The organism is Mitsuaria sp. BK041 (genome assembly GCF_014193085.1).
Taxonomy (GTDB): domain Bacteria; phylum Pseudomonadota; class Gammaproteobacteria; order Burkholderiales; family Burkholderiaceae_C; genus Roseateles.
In genome coordinates, this window is sequence record NZ_JACHYT010000002.1 from 550,042 (window position 1) to 565,982 (window position 15,941).

Genomic DNA, 15,941 nt, shown 5'->3' on the forward strand with positions numbered 1-15,941 from the left:
CCGGCGCGCACCGTCAATGCACCACCGCGCTGCCCTTCTGGGGCAGGCGCAGGCCGTGCGCGCGGGCTTCCGCCAGGATCAGCAGGCCGCGCGCGGTGATCGCGTCGCGGGGATGCAGCGCCACGCCGACATGGCTGTCGAGCCGCACCGGATGGCCGCCCAGGTCGAAGGGCTGCGCCAGCGCATCGCGGATGCGCTCGCCCATCGCTTCCGCCTCCTGCACCGATCCGGCGCGCGACACCACCAGCGCGAACTGCTCGTTGGCGTGCCGCGCCAGCAGGTCGACCGGACCGGCGCAGGAGGACAGCCGCCGGCCGACCTCCACCAGCACCGGTGCCGCCGCCTGCACGCCCTGGCTGCGCAGCAGCGCCTCCAGGCCCTTGAGCACCACCACCGTGACCGCCACCCGACCGGACTCGGCATTGACCATGCGCAGCACCTGGTCCAGGCGCTCCAGCAGCGCCACCTGGCCGAGCAGCCCGGTGGCGGTGTCGCGCAGCAGCGGCGAGGGCCGCGTCTGCCGGCCGGCCGCGCGCTCGCTCTGCAGCAGCTCGTCCAGGTCGCCGAACAGCGACTCCAGGCCGCTGCCCTTGTCGTAGAAGCCGTCCGCCCCCGCCTGCATGCACATGTCGCGGTAGGCGTCCATCGCGTGATGGGTGAGCATCAGGATCCGTCCCTGGAAGCCCTTGTGGCGCAGCGCCCGCAGCACGTCGACGCCGGTGCCCACCAGCAGGGTCATGTCCAGCAGCACGGCATCGGGCTGCAGCCAGTCGATCAGCGCGATCGCCTGCGGCGCGGAGTCCGCCTCGCCGACGACGCGCACGCCGGCCATGTCCTCGAGCCGCCGTGCCAGGAGCCGGCGGATGGCCGACGAGTCCTCGACGAGAAAAATGTCCATGAAGGGATGCTCCGGATCGCGGCGGCGACTGGTTGTCACCGCCTGTCCGGCATCTTGCGCGAGGCCCGGCGCCGGCATCAGCAGCGCCCCGCGCATGCTGGTGTCGGGGCCTGTCCGCAGGATTTGTCGGGCGATCCCCTACAGCGCCCGGCCGCTCACTGGATGTCCGTCAACCCGTGCTGGACGCAGTACTTGGTGAGCTCGGTGTTGTTGCGCCAGCCGGTCTTCTCCAGGATGCGCGCGCGGTAGGTGCCGACCGTCTTGGCCGACAGGTGCATGGTCTCGGCGATCTCCGCCGGCGTCTTGCCCGCGGCGATCAGCAGCATCACGCGGTGTTCCTGCGCCGACAGCTGCTCGTGCGGCAACTGGCCCGGCGTCGCGCCGCTGAGCAGCCCCAGCAGGTGGTCCGCCATCGCGGCCGTGACGTAGCGCCCGCCCTGCAGCAGGCGCTGCAGCGCGACGACCAGCTCGTCGGTCGCCTTGTCCTTGGGCAGATAGCCGGACACGCCCATCTGCAGCAGCCGCGCCGCGTAGGCGGACTCCGCGTTGAGGCTCAGCACCAGCACCGGCACGCCCTTGAGCGCCCGCAGCATGCGGCTGGCCCCCTCGGTCCCGCTGGCGTCGGGCAGCGACAGGTCCAGCACCAGCGCATCCGGCTTGTTGGCCTGGCCCAGCTGCAGGGCCTCGGCGATGGTCGATGCCTCGTCCAGCACCGCCGATGGCCAATGGCCCTGGATCAACTGCTTGACCCCGAGCCGCATGATCGGATGGTCGTCAACGATCAGAAACCTCATCCCAACCCTCCTCGTTCTCCCGGGTCGCCCCGGTGCTGTCCCCCTCGTTCGCGACGCCGGCCAGCGGCACGCGGACATCGATCCGCGTGCCACGCCGCGGCGCCGGCCCGAAGACCAGTTCACCGCCCGCCAGCACGGCGCGCTCCCGCATGTTCCTCAGGCCCGACGCATCCGCCCGCACCTGGCCCGGGCCGATGCCGTCGTCCTCGATGCGCAGGCGGTATTCCCCGTCCTCGATGCGGGACTCGATCGTCAGCTGGTGCGCCTGCGCATGCCTCAGCACGTTGGTCGCCGCCTCCTGCAGCAGGCGGAACAGCTGGTTGTGCTGCTCGCTGCTGAGCGCCTCGTCCGGCGCCAGGTCCAGGTCGACCACCAGCTCGCTCTGCCGCTGCAGGCCCTGCGCATAGTGCTGGACCGCCGCGCCGAAGCCGAAGTCGTCCAGCAGCGGCGGCCGCAGCGTGTTGGCGATGCGGCGCGCGGCGCCGATGACCTCGTCGGCGATGGCCAGCATCTCGTCGTGCATCGGCTCCTTGGCCGGCGCGATCTTGCGCGCCATCGACAGCGCCAGCATCTTCGCCGCCGTGCCGAGCTGGCCGAGCTGGTCGTGGACCTCGCGCGCGAGCCGGCGCCGCTCCGCCTCCACGCTGCGGTCCAGTTCGGCGGCGAAGCTCTGGATGCGGGTCAGCGCCTCGCTCAGTTCACGGGTGCGCTCGGCGACGGCCCCCTCCAGCCGCGCATGGCTGTCGCGCAGCGCGCGTTCGGCCCGGTCGCGCCGTTCGCGCTCGACCCACAGCGCCGCCATCGCCGCGGCCATCAGCAGGCCCCCGACGAGCGGCAGCACCTGCGCCAGCAGCGTGGTTTCCTTGGTCTGCAGCGCCACCGCCGATTCGATGCCATCGATCCGGCGTTGCTGCACCGACTTCAGCCGCGCCAGCTCGCCGCGGATCTCGTCCATCAGCTGCTTGCCGGCGACATAGGCCTGGCGGTCGTTCAGCGCCTCGGCGCCCAGCTTCCAGCGCTTCGCGACCTGGTCCTCGACCTGGCGGCGGCGCTCGGCGATGAAACGGTCCAGCCGCGCGAAGGCCTGGTCCTGGCGGTCGCCGCTGACCGCCAGCGCGTCCTTGAGCTGGGCGTAGTTCGCGTCCAGGTCGCGCTGGGCGCGCTCGTAGGGCTGCAGGAAGGCCGCGTCGCCGGTGATCAGGAAACCGCGCGTGCCGGTCTCCAGGTCGATCAGCAGGCCGTTCAGGTCGGACAGCTGCTGCTGCGTGCGCAAGGCATGGGCGCGCCCCGCCTCCTGACGCGTCAGCTCGCCCAGGCTGCGGTAACCGCCATAGGCGGTGGCCACGAAGGCGACGCAGCCGGCCAGCAACAGGCCCGCAGCCACCGGAAAGGTCAGCAAGCGCATGGATGGTCCGGGCCTCCGGGCCCGTGTTCGTACAACCCTGCGGACGCCGCGTTCCAGCGATGACAAGCTCGCCGGCGTCCACCCCACTGCAGTCGGGCCCCGGGTGTCAGGCGCATCGGACGTCTTTCGCTCCGCTTGCGCCGGTCGGGCCGCTTTCGCTTCTGTCTCGCATGGATTTCGCCCTTCGGTGGGAGGGCTTGTTCGCGCGGACGCTCCCTGGCGCCTGCTCACGTGGGCCTAACGCTAGAGGTGCGGCGCAGGAAAAGCAAGTCCCTGCTCACGCGCCGCGTGCCGGGAAAGCCACGTCCGCGGGCAGCAGGCGGGCCGAAGGCGAGCACTTTCACGCGACCGGCGGGTGCCGCGCGCCGGGGTCAGGACTTGTCCCACCGCCCCTCGCGGGGGCACCCCACCCCGCCTGTCAGGGGGCCTGCCAACGCGACAGCAGCGCGCCATGGCGCTGCTGCCAGTCGCGCAGCGGCGCCGCCTCGCCGTCGAGCACCAGCCGCAGGTAGGCCAGGCTGAGCTCGCGCGTCGCGGCCTTGACCTTCGGGTTGAGCTCGAAGCCGCCGGTGTTCATCCGGTCGGTGAAGATGCTGTGCGAACCGCCGCTGAACATCGCCAGCGCCTTGCGCGGTCCGCCGATCGCGTCGAACAGCGCGACCCGGTCCGACGGTCCGCTGTAGTAGCCGGGAATGGTGATCTCGTCGGCGGTGGCGCTGATGTGCAGCGTGGGGATGGCGATGCCGGACAGGATGGGCGCCGGATCGCCCTCCCCGTAGAACGGCGGCGCGGAGATCAGGATCGCCGCCTTGAAGCGCGGATCGGCCAGCGAGGACAACGAAGACGACGCCTCGCCGCCGGTCAGTCCGGCGGGCGCCGGCACCTTCGCGCCGGCGATCAGCAGGCTGGTGTTGGCGCCGTAGGAGTGCCCGGCGATCGCCAGGCGCGTCGCATCCAGCCGCGGCCCCAGCGGTCCGGCCAGCAGCTGGTCCAGGGCGAAGCGGATGTCCTGCGTTCGCTCGATGGCCTCCTCCGGCTGCGCCGCATGCTGCAGGCGCCGCACCAGCGTCAGCGAGTTCGACCAGCCGAAGCCACCGGCCCAGAGCCGGCGGTCGCTGCCAATGTGCTGCACATGCATCGCGACGATGCCGTGCGCCGCCCAATAACTGCCGAGGTAGCTGTAGCCGCGCCGCGAGCCGCCCATGCCGTGCGAGAAGACCACGACCGGCCACCCACCCGCCGGCGGCTCGCCGCGGGGCCAGTAGACGCGCACCGGGACCGCGCGCTCGCGGGCGGGATCGCTCCAGTCGAAGTCCTGCCAGTGATGGCTGCCGTCCTCGGCCACCTGCGTGCCGGGCTGGGCCGGCAGGTCGGGACCGGCCACCGGCGGCGGCGTCGCGCAGCCGATCAGCAGGGCCGCGACCGCCGTCGCCGCCGAGGCGGCGAGCGCGGTCCAGCGCCAGGTCCTGTTCACCGGATCAGAAGAGTTCGACGTCGCTGAGGTGGCTGGCCTCGGCCATGCGGCCTTGCGCGACCAGCGTCGCGTGGCTCTGCACCTGGTTCCGGCCGGCGCCCTTGGCGTGGTAGACCGCCTTGTCGGCGCGCTCGAAAGCCGCGGCCGGCGAGTCGCCGCTGCGGATCTGCGTGAAGCCGATGCTGACCGTGATGCGGCCGACCTGCGGGAAAGCGTACTGGGCGGTGTTGAGGCGGAAGCGCTCGAAGGCGTGCGCGGCGTCGGGTTCGTCCTCGCAACGCATCAGCACGACGAACTCCTCGCCGCCGAAGCGATAGAGCAGGTCGTTGAAGCGGAAGCTGCTGCGCATCAGCCGCGACAGCAGCAGCAGCACCTCGTCGCCGATCAGGTGACCGAAGCGGTCGTTGATCGACTTGAAGTGGTCGATGTCGATCACGCCGATCCAGTAGCGTGGATGCACCGCGGCATGGCGGCGGTCCTGACCGGGCTCCTCGGGCTTGGCCTCCTCGGCCTGGATCCGCAGCGGCAGCTCCGAGACGGCCTTCAGGAAGCTCTCATCGAAGGTCTTGCGGTTCAGCAGGCCGGTCAGCGTGTCGCGCTCGCTGTAGTCCAGCAGGCCCTGGAAGTTGTGATAGATCCGCAGCACGCTGCTGACCATGCGCTGCGCCTCGGTCTTGAGCCGGCGCGCGGTGTGCAGCTCCAGCACGCCGACCACGTCGCGTTCGGTCGCCAGCGGGAACAGCGTCACCCACTCGTTGTTTTCGCGCTGCTGCAACACGCTGCGCTGCGTCAGGCATTCGAGGCGGCGCGGATGCTCGGCCAGCCGGGGGAGGGTCTCGGGATCGACCCAGAGCGAGTCGGCGGTGGCGACGGCGTCGCCGGCGTGCAGCCGGGCGCGCGTCAGCCAGCGCTGCTGGCCGGGCTCGCCGACGCAGCGATAGATCGCCACGGCGGCCGCAGGGCCGTTGAGCAGGTCACGCAGCGCGGTGACCAGGGTGACGTCCATGACGTCGCGGTCACGGAAACCCGTCAGCTCGGCAAGATGGTCGACTACCCCGGACATGGTGTTTGCAGCGTGGAGGGAGGATCCAGGCGCCGGCAACCACCGATGGTCCGGGGGCCCGGACGCTACGCCCTCGCCGGCTTTCCGGCGGAATGGTGCGAAGTGTATCGGGCGATCAGGCCGAGCAGGTGCTCCTCGTCATAGGGCTTGCCCAGGTAATCCTCGACTCCGAGCCGTTGTGCATAGTCGCGGTGTTTCTGAGCGATGCGCGACGTGATCATGATCACGGGCAGCCCCGCCAGACGCGCGTCGGCACGCAGGTTGCGGACCAGGTCGAAGCCGTCCATGCGCGGCATCTCGATGTCCGACAGCACCAGTTGCGGCAATTCCTCGCCGGCCAGGCGCTCCATCGCATCCAGGCCGTCCTTGGCCAGCAGCACGCGGTAGCCCTCGCGCTCCAGCAGGCGCTGGGTGACGCGGCGCACGGTCAGCGAGTCGTCGACCACCATCACTAGCGGCGCGAGCTGCTCGGTGACCGCCTCGACCACCACCTGGCGCGCGGCCGCCTCGGCGTCGTGCACGCGCTGCTGCGCGGCATGGCCGTAGCGGTTGGCCAGCGCCACCGGGTTGTAGATCAGCGCCACATCGCCCGAGGCCAGCAGGCTGATGCCCGCCAGGCCCGGGACCTGCATCAGCTGCGGGCCCAGGTTCTTGACGACGACTTCCTGGTTGCCCAGCACTTCGTCGACGTGCAGCGCCAGGCGCTGCTGGGCGCTGTGCACCAGCGCCACCGGCAGGGTCTTGCCATGGGCGACGCCGCGGTCGCTGTGGTGCATCAGGCCGCCCAGCCAGTAGAAGGGCATGCGTTCGCCGGCGGCCATCAGCGCACCGTCGGCATAGGCCTGCTCGACCGTCTCGACCGGCAGGCGCTGCACCGACAGCATCAGGCTGGCCGGCACCGCGACCTTGCGGTCGCCGTAGCGCAGCACGACGACCTGCGTCAGCGCCGTCGTCAGCGGCACGCGCAGCTCGAAGCTGGCGCCCTGCCCCGGCGAGGACTGCGTCAGCACGTAGCCGCCGAGCGTGTTCACCTCGGAGCGGACCACGTCCATGCCGACGCCGCGGCCCGCCATCTCGGTCAGCGATTCGGCGGTGGAGAAGCCCGGCTCGTAGATCAGGTCCATCAGCTGGGCGTCGTTCAGGTCCTGACCCGGCTGGATCAGGCCCTGGCTCTCGCCGCGGGCGCGGATGCGCGCCAGATTCAGGCCGGCGCCGTCATCGCTGAAGCGGACCTGGATCTCGTTGCCTTCCTGGTGCAGGTTCAGCACGATGCGGCCCACCGGCGCCTTGCCCGCCTGCTGGCGGACATCCGGCGTCTCGATGCCGTGCACGACGCTGTTGCGCAGCAGGTGCTCGAAGGCGCCGGTCAGGCGCTCCAGCACCGCGCGGTCCAGTTCGACGCCGCCACCGCGGATCTCGAGCTGGGCCTGCTTGCCGCTTTCGCGGGCGGCCTGGCGGACCACCCGGTGCAGGCGCTCGCCCAGGCTGCTGTCGAACTCGACCATCCGCGTGCGCAGCAGGTCGTCCTGCAGCTCGCGGGTCAGCCGGGACTGGCCGGCCAGTTCGTCTTCGCCGGCCGCGACGTTGCGCTGCAGGCCGCGCTGGACCGTGGCCACGTCGTTGACCGACTCGGCCAGCATCCGGGTCAGTTCCTGAAAGCGGGTGTAGCGGTCGAACTCGAGCGGGTCGAAGTCCTTGCCGGTCGCCTGGGCGGCTTCCTGGCGGGCGGCGATGCGGGCCTCGGCCTGCAGTTCCAGTTCGCGCAGCTGCGTGCGCAGACGCTCCAGGTTGTCGTCCAGGTCGGACAGCGAGGTGCGCATCTGGCCCAGTTCGGACTCCAGGCGCGCGCGGCGGATGGAGACTTCACCGGACAGCGCGGCCATGCGCTCCAGCAGCGCGCCACGGACACGCACCTGGGCGGCCGGGGCCACCGGGGCGCTTTCCAGCGGCTGGCCCAGGTCGGCGATCTCGCTGAAGTGGGCCCAGTCGATCTCGATGTCGGCCGGCGGCGTCGCCACCGCGGGCTCGGCGACCGGCGCCTCGACCGGCGCGGCGGCCTCCACGACAGGCTCGGCCTCCAGCGGCGGCAGCGCCAACGGTTCGGCGACCGGCTGAGCGACCGCTTCGGCAACCACGTCGGCCACCGGCTCGATCGGCGCCAGCTGGGGAGCCGGTGCCGGGATCGCGTCGGAGCCTTCGGCCGGCGCCTGGATGGTCTCGACCGCGACGGCGGGCGGGATCGGCGCGGGCAGGTCGGCGACCGGCGCGGCCGGGGCGGATGGCGCCATCGGCGCGGGCACCACCGGTGCCGGGTCGCGCCAGGTGCGCTGCAGCGTCTTGAAGCTGTGTTCCAGGCTGTCGCCGGCGTCCTGCAGCGCGAGCAGTTGCTCGTAGCCCGGTTCGCCGTCGGCCAGCAGGTGCTCGATCTGGGACTCCAGGCGGTGGGCCTGCTCGCCCAGGCGCATCGCGCCGGCCAGGCGGGCACCGCCCTTGAAGGTGTGCAGCACCCGCATGCAGGCGGCGGCGCGGCCGGTGTCGGCCGGCTGGGTCGCCCACTCGCGCAGCGCGCCGTGCAGCTCGCCCAGCAGGTCCTCGGCTTCCTCCTCGAAGATCGGCATCAGTTCCGGCTCGATCTGGTCGGGCTGGCTGAAGTCGAAATCGTCGGCGGTCGCCTCGGCGGCCTGGTGGAAGGCGTAATGCGAGGTCGGCAGGGCCGGCTCGGCCGTGTGGTCCACCAGCAGGTGGGCCGGCAGCGCGGCCGTCGACACCTCCTCGAGCGACATGGCCAGCAGGCCCTCGTCGCTGTCGGCATGGCTGTCGGGCAGCACGGCGCCCGGCTCGAAGGCCTGCAGTTCCGCCAGCAGGCCGGCATCGGATTCCTTCAGGAAACCGGCGGCGAACTGGTGCAACAGGCGGCGGATCTCGTCGGCGGCGCGCTGGAACAGCGTCGGGTCGGCGACCTGATGGCCCTGGGCGCGCGCCAGCGCGTGCTCCAGGCAACGGGCCAGCGTGGACAGGTCCTCGAAGCCCACCGTCGCGGCGCTGCCGGCCAGGCCGTGCGCCAGGGCTTCCGCGTCCTGCGGCAGCGGCGACTGGGGCAGCAGCGCCCACTCGCTCAGCTCCACCTGCAGGCGGCGCGAACGCTCGTCGGCCTCGTTCAGGAAGATGTTGAACAGCGCGATGCTGATGCGCAGCGGCCCGATGACCTTGACGCCCTCGTCGCTGTCCTCGACGGCCTCGTCCGGCTGCGCCTCGGCCTCGGCCTCGACCTCGGCGGTCGGCGGCGTGACGGCGGTGCCGCCCACCAGGCTCAGCGCCGGCGCGGCGTGTGCCGGCGCCGCGCCCAGGTCGGGCAGGTCCAGGTCCGGCAGATCCAGGTCGGACAGGGTGCGCGGCGACAGGCCTTCGGGCGCGGTCGCCTCGACAGCGGCATCGGCGGCATTGGCGGCCGCGTCGCTCAGGTCGAGCACGGCGTCGTCGGCGGCCACCGGGGCCACCGGGGCCTCCACCGGCGCGGACACCAGTTCCTGGCCGAGGTCCAGCGTCAGCGACAGGTCCGCGGCGGACGGCGCATCGATCGCTGCGACCGGCTCGGTGTTGAGGTCGGACAGATCCAGCAGGTCCAGCGCCGGCTCGTCGGCGGCGGGTTCGGCCGGCAGCGCGTCCAGCGGCATCGGCGTCGTCGCCTCGATCTCGACCAGCGGCGCGTCGGCCGGCCAGCCGTCGGGCAGTTCCATCGTGACGGTCGCCTCGTCGGCGGGCGTCAGCGTGGGTTCGAGCGACAGCGTCGGTTCGTCCTGGAAGGCCGGTGGCTGGGCCGCGGCGGCTTCCACCGCGGCGGGCTCCAGCAGCGCGGACGGTTCGACCACGTCCGCCACCGTCGGCAGCGACATCGTCGTGTCCAGCACCGGCGGCTCCGCGGTCAGCGCGGGCAGTTCGACGGCGGACAGCGCGTCCAGGTCGATGGCGGCGTCCAGCTCGGGCACCGCCTGGGTCAGTTCGGGCACGTCCGCCGGGAATTCCGGCGACAGCGCGTCGATCGCGACGGGCGTCGGTTCGGTCGCGGTCACCACGTCCAGGTCGGCCACCGGCAGCGGCGGCACGTCCAGGCCCGGCAGGTCCAGCGCGGGCAGGTCCAGCGACGGCAGCACCGAGCCGGCCGCGGCATGTTCCGCGTCCAGCGTGGCCAGCAGGTCCAGCGCGGCCAGCTCGTCGGCCGCGGGCGGCGTCGCGGGCGCGGGCGTCGCCACCTCGTCCGCCAGCGACAGTTCCGGCAGGACCTGCAGACCGGCCAGATCGATCTCCGGCGCGGGGGCCGGGACCTCGGCGACTTCGGCGACTTCCGGCAGCTCGGCGACCTCGATGACCTCGGGGGCTTCCACCACTTCGGCCACCTCGATCAACTCGGGCACCGCCAGGACCGGCGCCGCGGCGGACAGCTGCAGCGCGGTGTAGCGGTTCTCCAGACGCAGCGTGTCGGCGACGGCGCGGAACGGCGCGCTGTGATAGCCGTGCGGCCGGCCTTCGCCGATCGCGGCGGCCCAGGCCTGGAATCCGTCCAGCGCCTCGTTGCTGGCGCGCAGCAGGTCCGAATCGGCCTGCGGATGCTCCGACAGGCGATGGTTGTAGAGCTGTTCGAAGGCCCAGCCGGCTTCGCCGAACTCGTTCAGCCCGACCATGCGCGAGCTGCCCTTGAGCGTATGGAAAGCGCGACGCACCGTCGTCAGCTGTTCCTTGTCGCTGGCGCTGCGCGCGAGCGCGGTCAGCGCCTCGCGGGCGGTCGTCACGACCTCGGCGGCCTCTTCCAGGAAGATGCCCAGCATCTCCTCGTCGATGGCGGCCTCGGCCTGCGGGATCGGGGCGCTCGGCGCCGGCGCGGGCGGGGCGACCGGCGCGGCGGCCTCGATGAACTGCTGCAGCGATTCGGCGGCCTGGCTGCCCGCGGCGTCACCGCCGGACGAGAGCAGCTGCTGCTGCGCCTGCTGCGCGGCCTGCGCCAGGCCGAGGTCGTCGGCGGCGCGGGCTTCGTGGGAAATGCGTTCCAGGTCGCGCGCCAGGTCCTCGGTCGAGCGATCGCCCTGCGCGACCGCCTGGGCGGTCGCCTGGAGCTGGTCGATCAACTGCGGCTGGGCCGCGGCTTCGGCGGCGGCCAGTTCCTGCGCGTGGGCGTGCTGTTCGCTCTCGCGGCCGACCAGCGACTGCAGCAGCCCGGTGTCGTCCTCGAAGCGGAACATGCGCTTGGCCAGCTGCGGCTGGACGCTCAGCATGTCGATCAGGAAACCCAGCGCGCCCAGGTTGTGGGCGAGCCGGTCGAATTGCGCGCGCGGTCCGGGCAGCGAGGGATCGACCTCGGTGTTGGCCAGTTCGTCGACCTGGTCGCGCATCTTCAGCGTGGCCTGCGCGGCCTGCGACAGGCCCAGCACGCTGAACACGCCGCGCATCGCCTGCAGCTGGCCCGGCACCGGGATCAGCAGGTCGCGCTTGGACGGGTCGCGGAAGTATTCGTCGCACTGGCGCTCGACCTCGGAGAGGCTGGCGCGCAGTTCATGGACGACGGAGCCGAGCGTCTGCCGGTCGGCCACGCGGCGGTACAGCTCCTCCATCCAGCTCTCGAGCGCCAGCGGCGCTTCGCCGTGGCCGACCGACTCGATGCGGCGGGCCAGGCTCTTGACGCGTTCGGCCTGCTCGGGCTGGTCGAAGGCCTCGTCCTCGAGGGCCGCTTCCAGGTAGAGCATGGACGTGGCGATCTCCATCGCCAGCGCCGGCTCGGGCGCGCGGCCCGAACGCAGCGTCGTGACGACGGCGCGGCGCAGCGTGTCGCCGAGCACCTCGCCGCTGGGGAACAGCTTCTGCAGCGATTCGGCGACGTGGGCGAACTGCTCGTCCAGGCCGCCCAGGCGATGGGTCTCACCCTCGGCGGCGGAGGCCCAGGATTCCTTCGCGGCGGCGACGCGGCGCTTGGCGGCGGCGACCCAGTTCGGATCGATGCGGCCCAGCGTGTCGTCGCGGTAGTCGACCTGGTCGGCCTCGATCAGGCCGTAGGCCTGCTGGACCGCGGTCAGGCGCGGGGCGCTGCCCGGCTCGGCATGCTTGGCGGCGGCGCAGAAGAACAGCAGGTCCTTGGCCAGACGCTCGGACGGCGCGGCATCGCTGCCGGCGCGCAGCTGCGCCAGCAGGCGCGAGCCCAGGCGCTTGACCAGCGTGTCCACCGGCAGCAGCCCGCGCGACTGGGCCTCGAACTGGCCCGCGGCCAGCATCCAGAGCGTGCGCGCGTTCGCCTGCGTCTGCGTCAGCGCCAGGCCGGCGCACAGGTCGCTCAGCAGTTGGCCCTGGCCCGGCGCCGGGGCGCGCATCTGCTTGAGCAGCAGCGCCTCGAAGGGCGCGCGCATCTGCTCGGCGCTCAGCGCGCGGACGTTGCGGTCCAGCGGCAGTTCGCGCCAGCGGAATTCCTCGGTCCACAGGTCGGCCGGGTGGATGCGGCCCGCGCCGTTGAGTTCCTGCAGCGTCTGGTAGGCGGGGAACAGCGCCAGCGAGCTCGGCTGACCGCCGGCCAGCGTCTTGGCGATGAAGGCGAGCACCGCGAAGTCCGCGCGCTCGACCGCCTCGATCTCGGCGATGGTCACGCCGGCGGGGTTCTCCGCCAGGCGGAACAGCGTCGCCTCGGCGGCGCGCAGCAGGTGCGCGGCGGCCGGCAGGCTGACCACCGCCAGCACGCCGGCGGCCTGGTGCATCTGCTGGGCCGCGCCTTGCAGCGCCGGGCTGGGCTGGCCGTCGCCGCCCAGGGTCGTCGCTCGCGCATCGGCATCGCGCAGCACGCGGCGAAGGGCCTTGTGCACCGATTCCAGCGTGCGGCGCAGTTCCTCCTGGACCCAGGCCAAGGGGCTCAGGTCGGCGGGGAACTCGGATTCGCGCGTAAGGTCCATGCTCGCTCTTGTTCTCTCTTTTATGTCGACGCGGTGCGGGGCTCTATCCCTGTTCTACCGGGCGGGGCAGTCGGCCGATGCCGGTCAGGTCACCTTGAACCGGGCCACCGACTGCTTCAGCGCCTCGGCCGACCGCGACAGCTCATGCACCATCTGGGCGGTCGACCGCGTACCGTCGGAGGTCTGCTCGGTCACCGCGAAGATGTGCTGGATGTTGGCGCCGACCTCGTTGGCGGCGCGCGCTTCGTTCTGCGCGACCGTCGAGATCTGGCCGATCAGCTCGTCCAGGCGACGCGACACCGAGTCGATGTCTTCCAGCGCGCGGCCGGCCGCGTCGGACAGCTTCGTGCCCTCGACCACCCCCAGCGTGGAGCGCTCCATGGCGGCCACGGCGTCGTGGGTGTCGGTCTGAATGGTCTTGACCAGCGCCGCGATCCGGCGCGTCGCGTCGGCGGAGCGTTCCGCCAGCCGCTGCACTTCTTCCGCCACGACCGAGAAGCCGCGACCGGCTTCACCGGCGGACGCCGCCTGGATGGCCGCGTTCAGCGCCAGCACGTTGGTCTGTTCGGTAATGTCCGAGATCAGCTCGGTGATCTCGCCGATTTCCTGCGAGGACTCGCCCAGCCGCTTGATGCGCTTGGAGGTTTCCTGGATCTGGTCGCGGATCTGGTTCATACCGCCGATGTTGTTCTGCATCGCCTGCAGACCCTGCTCGGCGGCTTCCCGGGACTGGCGGGCCACGTCGGCGGTCTGTTGCGCCTGCGCGGACACGTCGTTGATCCGGTGTGCCATCTGCAGCACGGCCTCGCCGGTGGCGCGGATCTCGTGCAGCTGTTCGGTCGAGGCGGCCAGCAGCTCGGTCGAGGTCTGGTCGACCTGCGCGGTCGTGTCCGTCACCCGGACCGCCGTCGTCTGCACCTGGTGCACCAGCGAGCGCAGTTCTTCCACGGTGTAGTTCACCGAGTCGGCGATCGCGCCGGTGATGTCCTCCGTCACCGTCGCCTGGTGCGTCAGGTCGCCTTCCGCGACCGTCTGCAGTTCGTTCATCAGACGCAGAATCGCGGCCTGGTTGGCGTCGTTGACGCGCTTGGCTTCCTGCTCCTGCGCCTCGGCCTCGCGGCGCTGTTCTTCCGCCATCTGCGCGCGGCGCGCCTGGTCGGACACGTACAGCCGCAGGAAACCGACCGCGCCGATCACCAGCATCGCCAGCGAGGCCGCCATGGCCAGCAGCAGCAGCGGGTTCATGCCGCCGGCGGACTCCAGGCCCTGGCCCAGGTCGTCCAGGTCTTTGCGCAGCACTTCCGAGTCATTGAGGATGGCCGTCTGCGCTTCCCGCGCGGACACCAGGCCCTGCAGGTTGGACAGGATGGCCGTCGCCTGCGAGCGGGTCTGGTCGTACTGGGTCAGCAGCACCTTCAGGCGCTCACGCACCTGCGGGTCCTTGGCGCCGCTCAGGCGCAGTTCGGGGTTGCCGTTGAGCAGCGCCTGGGCGATCTCGCGGAACGCGTTCAGGTCCTTGCCCAGCAGGAACACGGCCTCGGGGCTCACGCCTTCCTGCGTCAGGAATTCGTTGGCGGACTTGCCGATCCGCTGCGTCAGCATCACCAGCTGGCCAACCGCGGCGACTTCGCCGGTCGGGGCCGAGCTCTGCAGCGACAGCGAAGCCACCGCCTCGGCGCTTTCCAGCAGGTCCGACGACTGGCGGTTGATCGCGCGCAGCGCGGCACCCACCTGCGTCAGCACCTTCTCCTGGGCCAGCATCACCTTGGTGTTCTTGTCGGCGCGCGCCACCATCGGGCTGATCTTCTCGAGCAGCGCATCGACCGAGCCCGGCGCCTTGGCCAGTTCACCGCTGCCGTCGCGCAGCGAGGTGGTCACGCTGGTCAGGATGTCGGCCGCTTCCTTCATTTCCGGGAAGGCGTTCTTGTTGCCCAGCAGCGCGGTCGAGACCGCCTTGGCCAGACGCTGCGACTGCGTCGCGGCCTGACCGGCGCCGCGCACCTGCGCCGCCGAGCGGTTGCCGTTGATCAGCGCCATCGAGACGGTGCCGGCGGTGAAGAGCACGCCCGCGGCCGTCAGCGCCGTCAGCAGGCCGGTGCGGCGCTGCTCGGGCTGCTTCAGGACCTCCGGCATCGGGGTCGGGCTTTCCGGGGCGGACGCCGAGGGCTGGTAGCCCGCGGACGTGTCCTGGAACTCCGGCGTGGGCTGCGCCGCGGTGATGATCGAAGGCTGGAAGTCCGTCGTGTCCTCCGGCGCCGACGAGCCCGACGCGTCGGTCCGCGGACCGTCGTCGAAGTCGTCGTTGCCCTCGTTCTTGCCCTTGTTCTTGATCTTGTCCAGGAAGCTCATCTCACCCTCGTTTGATCTCGTTCGTCGAATCGGCGCCTGTGACGGGACCGTCGTCTGGCTATCAGTTCAAAACAATGCGCAGGAATTGCGGATGCTGCGTCAGCGCATCCAGGTCCAGCACTTGCCAGCGCCGGCCCTGCCCGTCGCGCATGCGGGCAGGAGCGAAATCGGGATGGCCGGGCGCATCGGGCTCGGCCTGCAGTTGTTCGTCGCCGCGCAGCCCCAGCAGCTGGTCCACCAGCAGCGCGCAGTTGATGCCCAGGTCGGGATTGATCGACACCAGCCGGTGGGCCGACGTCATCGGGATCGGACCGCGCAGACCCAGGAAGGCCGCCAGGTCCACCACCGTGTGCAGCCCGCCGCGCAAGTTGGCCACACCCAGCATCCAAGGCTGCGTGTACGGCACCGCCTGAAGTGGGACTGGCGTGAAAATTTCGCCGGATTGCTTGAGCGGAAGCAGCAGGCCCAGGCCCGCGCACTCGACCGCCAGCCAGTTCGCGGCCTGGGGCGCCTCGCGCGCCGCCTGCATGCGCTGCGCCAGCCGTTGTTGAAGTTCGCGCAGCGCTTGCTTGTTGGCCATGGTGTCAGCCCAGCGCCTTGATCTTGGCCAGCAGCTCGTCCGCCTTGACCGGCTTGACGACGTAGTCACGCGCGCCCTGGCGCATGCCCCAGACCTTGTCGGTCTCCTGGTTCTTGCTGGTGCACATGATCACCGGCACGTCGGCGTAGCGCTCGTCGCGGGTGATGGCGCGGGTCAGCTGGAAACCGTTCTGGCCGGGCATCACCACGTCCATGAGGATCAGGTCGGGCTTTTCCTCGGCCAGGCGCTTCATCGCCTCCTCGCCGTTCTCGGCGGTGCGGACGGTGAAGCCGCGCTTGGTCAGCAGGTCGCTCAGCGCGTGCAGTTCGGTCTTCGAATCGTCGACCAGCAGGATCTTGTGGATGGGCATGGGATCTCCCTCTCTCTCGGCTCGCGTCGATTCGCTTCGGGCAGTGCGTCGGTCGAGCCTGGGGTGAGCGTCGTTGGATGTCGGT

Annotated in this window: 9 protein-coding genes; all 9 read right to left on the bottom strand. The window is 71.4% G+C overall.

The features are described from left to right. Positions 1-13 precede the first annotated feature (13 nt). Complete coding sequence (locus tag FHT38_RS18340) at positions 14-898, bottom strand: response regulator (protein ID WP_183492811.1); 885 nt, start codon at positions 896-898, stop codon at positions 14-16. 155 nt (positions 899-1,053) lie between these two features. Next, positions 1,054-1,692, bottom strand: coding sequence for a response regulator transcription factor (locus FHT38_RS18345; RefSeq protein WP_091726945.1), 639 nt, complete (start codon positions 1,690-1,692; stop codon positions 1,054-1,056). Beyond that, positions 1,673-3,097: a CHASE3 domain-containing protein gene (locus FHT38_RS18350; RefSeq protein ID WP_183492812.1), complete on the bottom strand. Its 1,425-nt coding sequence runs from the start codon at positions 3,095-3,097 to the stop codon at positions 1,673-1,675. Before FHT38_RS18350 ends, FHT38_RS18345 begins: the two co-directional genes overlap by 20 nt. A gap of 418 nt (positions 3,098-3,515) precedes the next feature. After that, positions 3,516-4,571 carry an acetylhydrolase gene (locus FHT38_RS18355; RefSeq protein ID WP_183492813.1) on the bottom strand — a complete coding sequence of 352 codons (1,056 nt, stop codon included), beginning with the start codon at positions 4,569-4,571 and terminating at the stop codon, positions 3,516-3,518. A 4-nt stretch (positions 4,572-4,575) separates the two neighbouring features. Continuing rightward, positions 4,576-5,634 carry a GGDEF domain-containing protein gene (locus tag FHT38_RS18360; RefSeq protein WP_091726952.1) on the bottom strand — a complete coding sequence of 353 codons (1,059 nt, stop codon included), beginning with the start codon at positions 5,632-5,634 and terminating at the stop codon, positions 4,576-4,578. A gap of 65 nt (positions 5,635-5,699) precedes the next feature. Next, positions 5,700-12,557 (bottom strand): Hpt domain-containing protein, encoded by a 6,858-nt coding sequence (locus FHT38_RS18365; protein WP_183492814.1) that lies wholly within the window; start codon positions 12,555-12,557, stop codon positions 5,700-5,702. A gap of 84 nt (positions 12,558-12,641) precedes the next feature. Further along, positions 12,642-14,906: a methyl-accepting chemotaxis protein gene (locus FHT38_RS18370; RefSeq protein ID WP_183492815.1), complete on the bottom strand. Its 2,265-nt coding sequence runs from the start codon at positions 14,904-14,906 to the stop codon at positions 12,642-12,644. Positions 14,907-14,967: 61 nt separating this feature from the next. Next, a complete protein-coding gene (locus FHT38_RS18375; RefSeq protein WP_091726964.1) occupies positions 14,968-15,486 on the bottom strand; it encodes a chemotaxis protein CheW in 519 nt (172 codons plus the stop codon). A gap of 4 nt (positions 15,487-15,490) precedes the next feature. Continuing rightward, positions 15,491-15,856, bottom strand: a complete 366-nt coding sequence (locus FHT38_RS18380; protein WP_088406380.1) for a response regulator transcription factor — start codon at positions 15,854-15,856, stop codon at positions 15,491-15,493. Positions 15,857-15,941 lie beyond the last annotated feature (85 nt).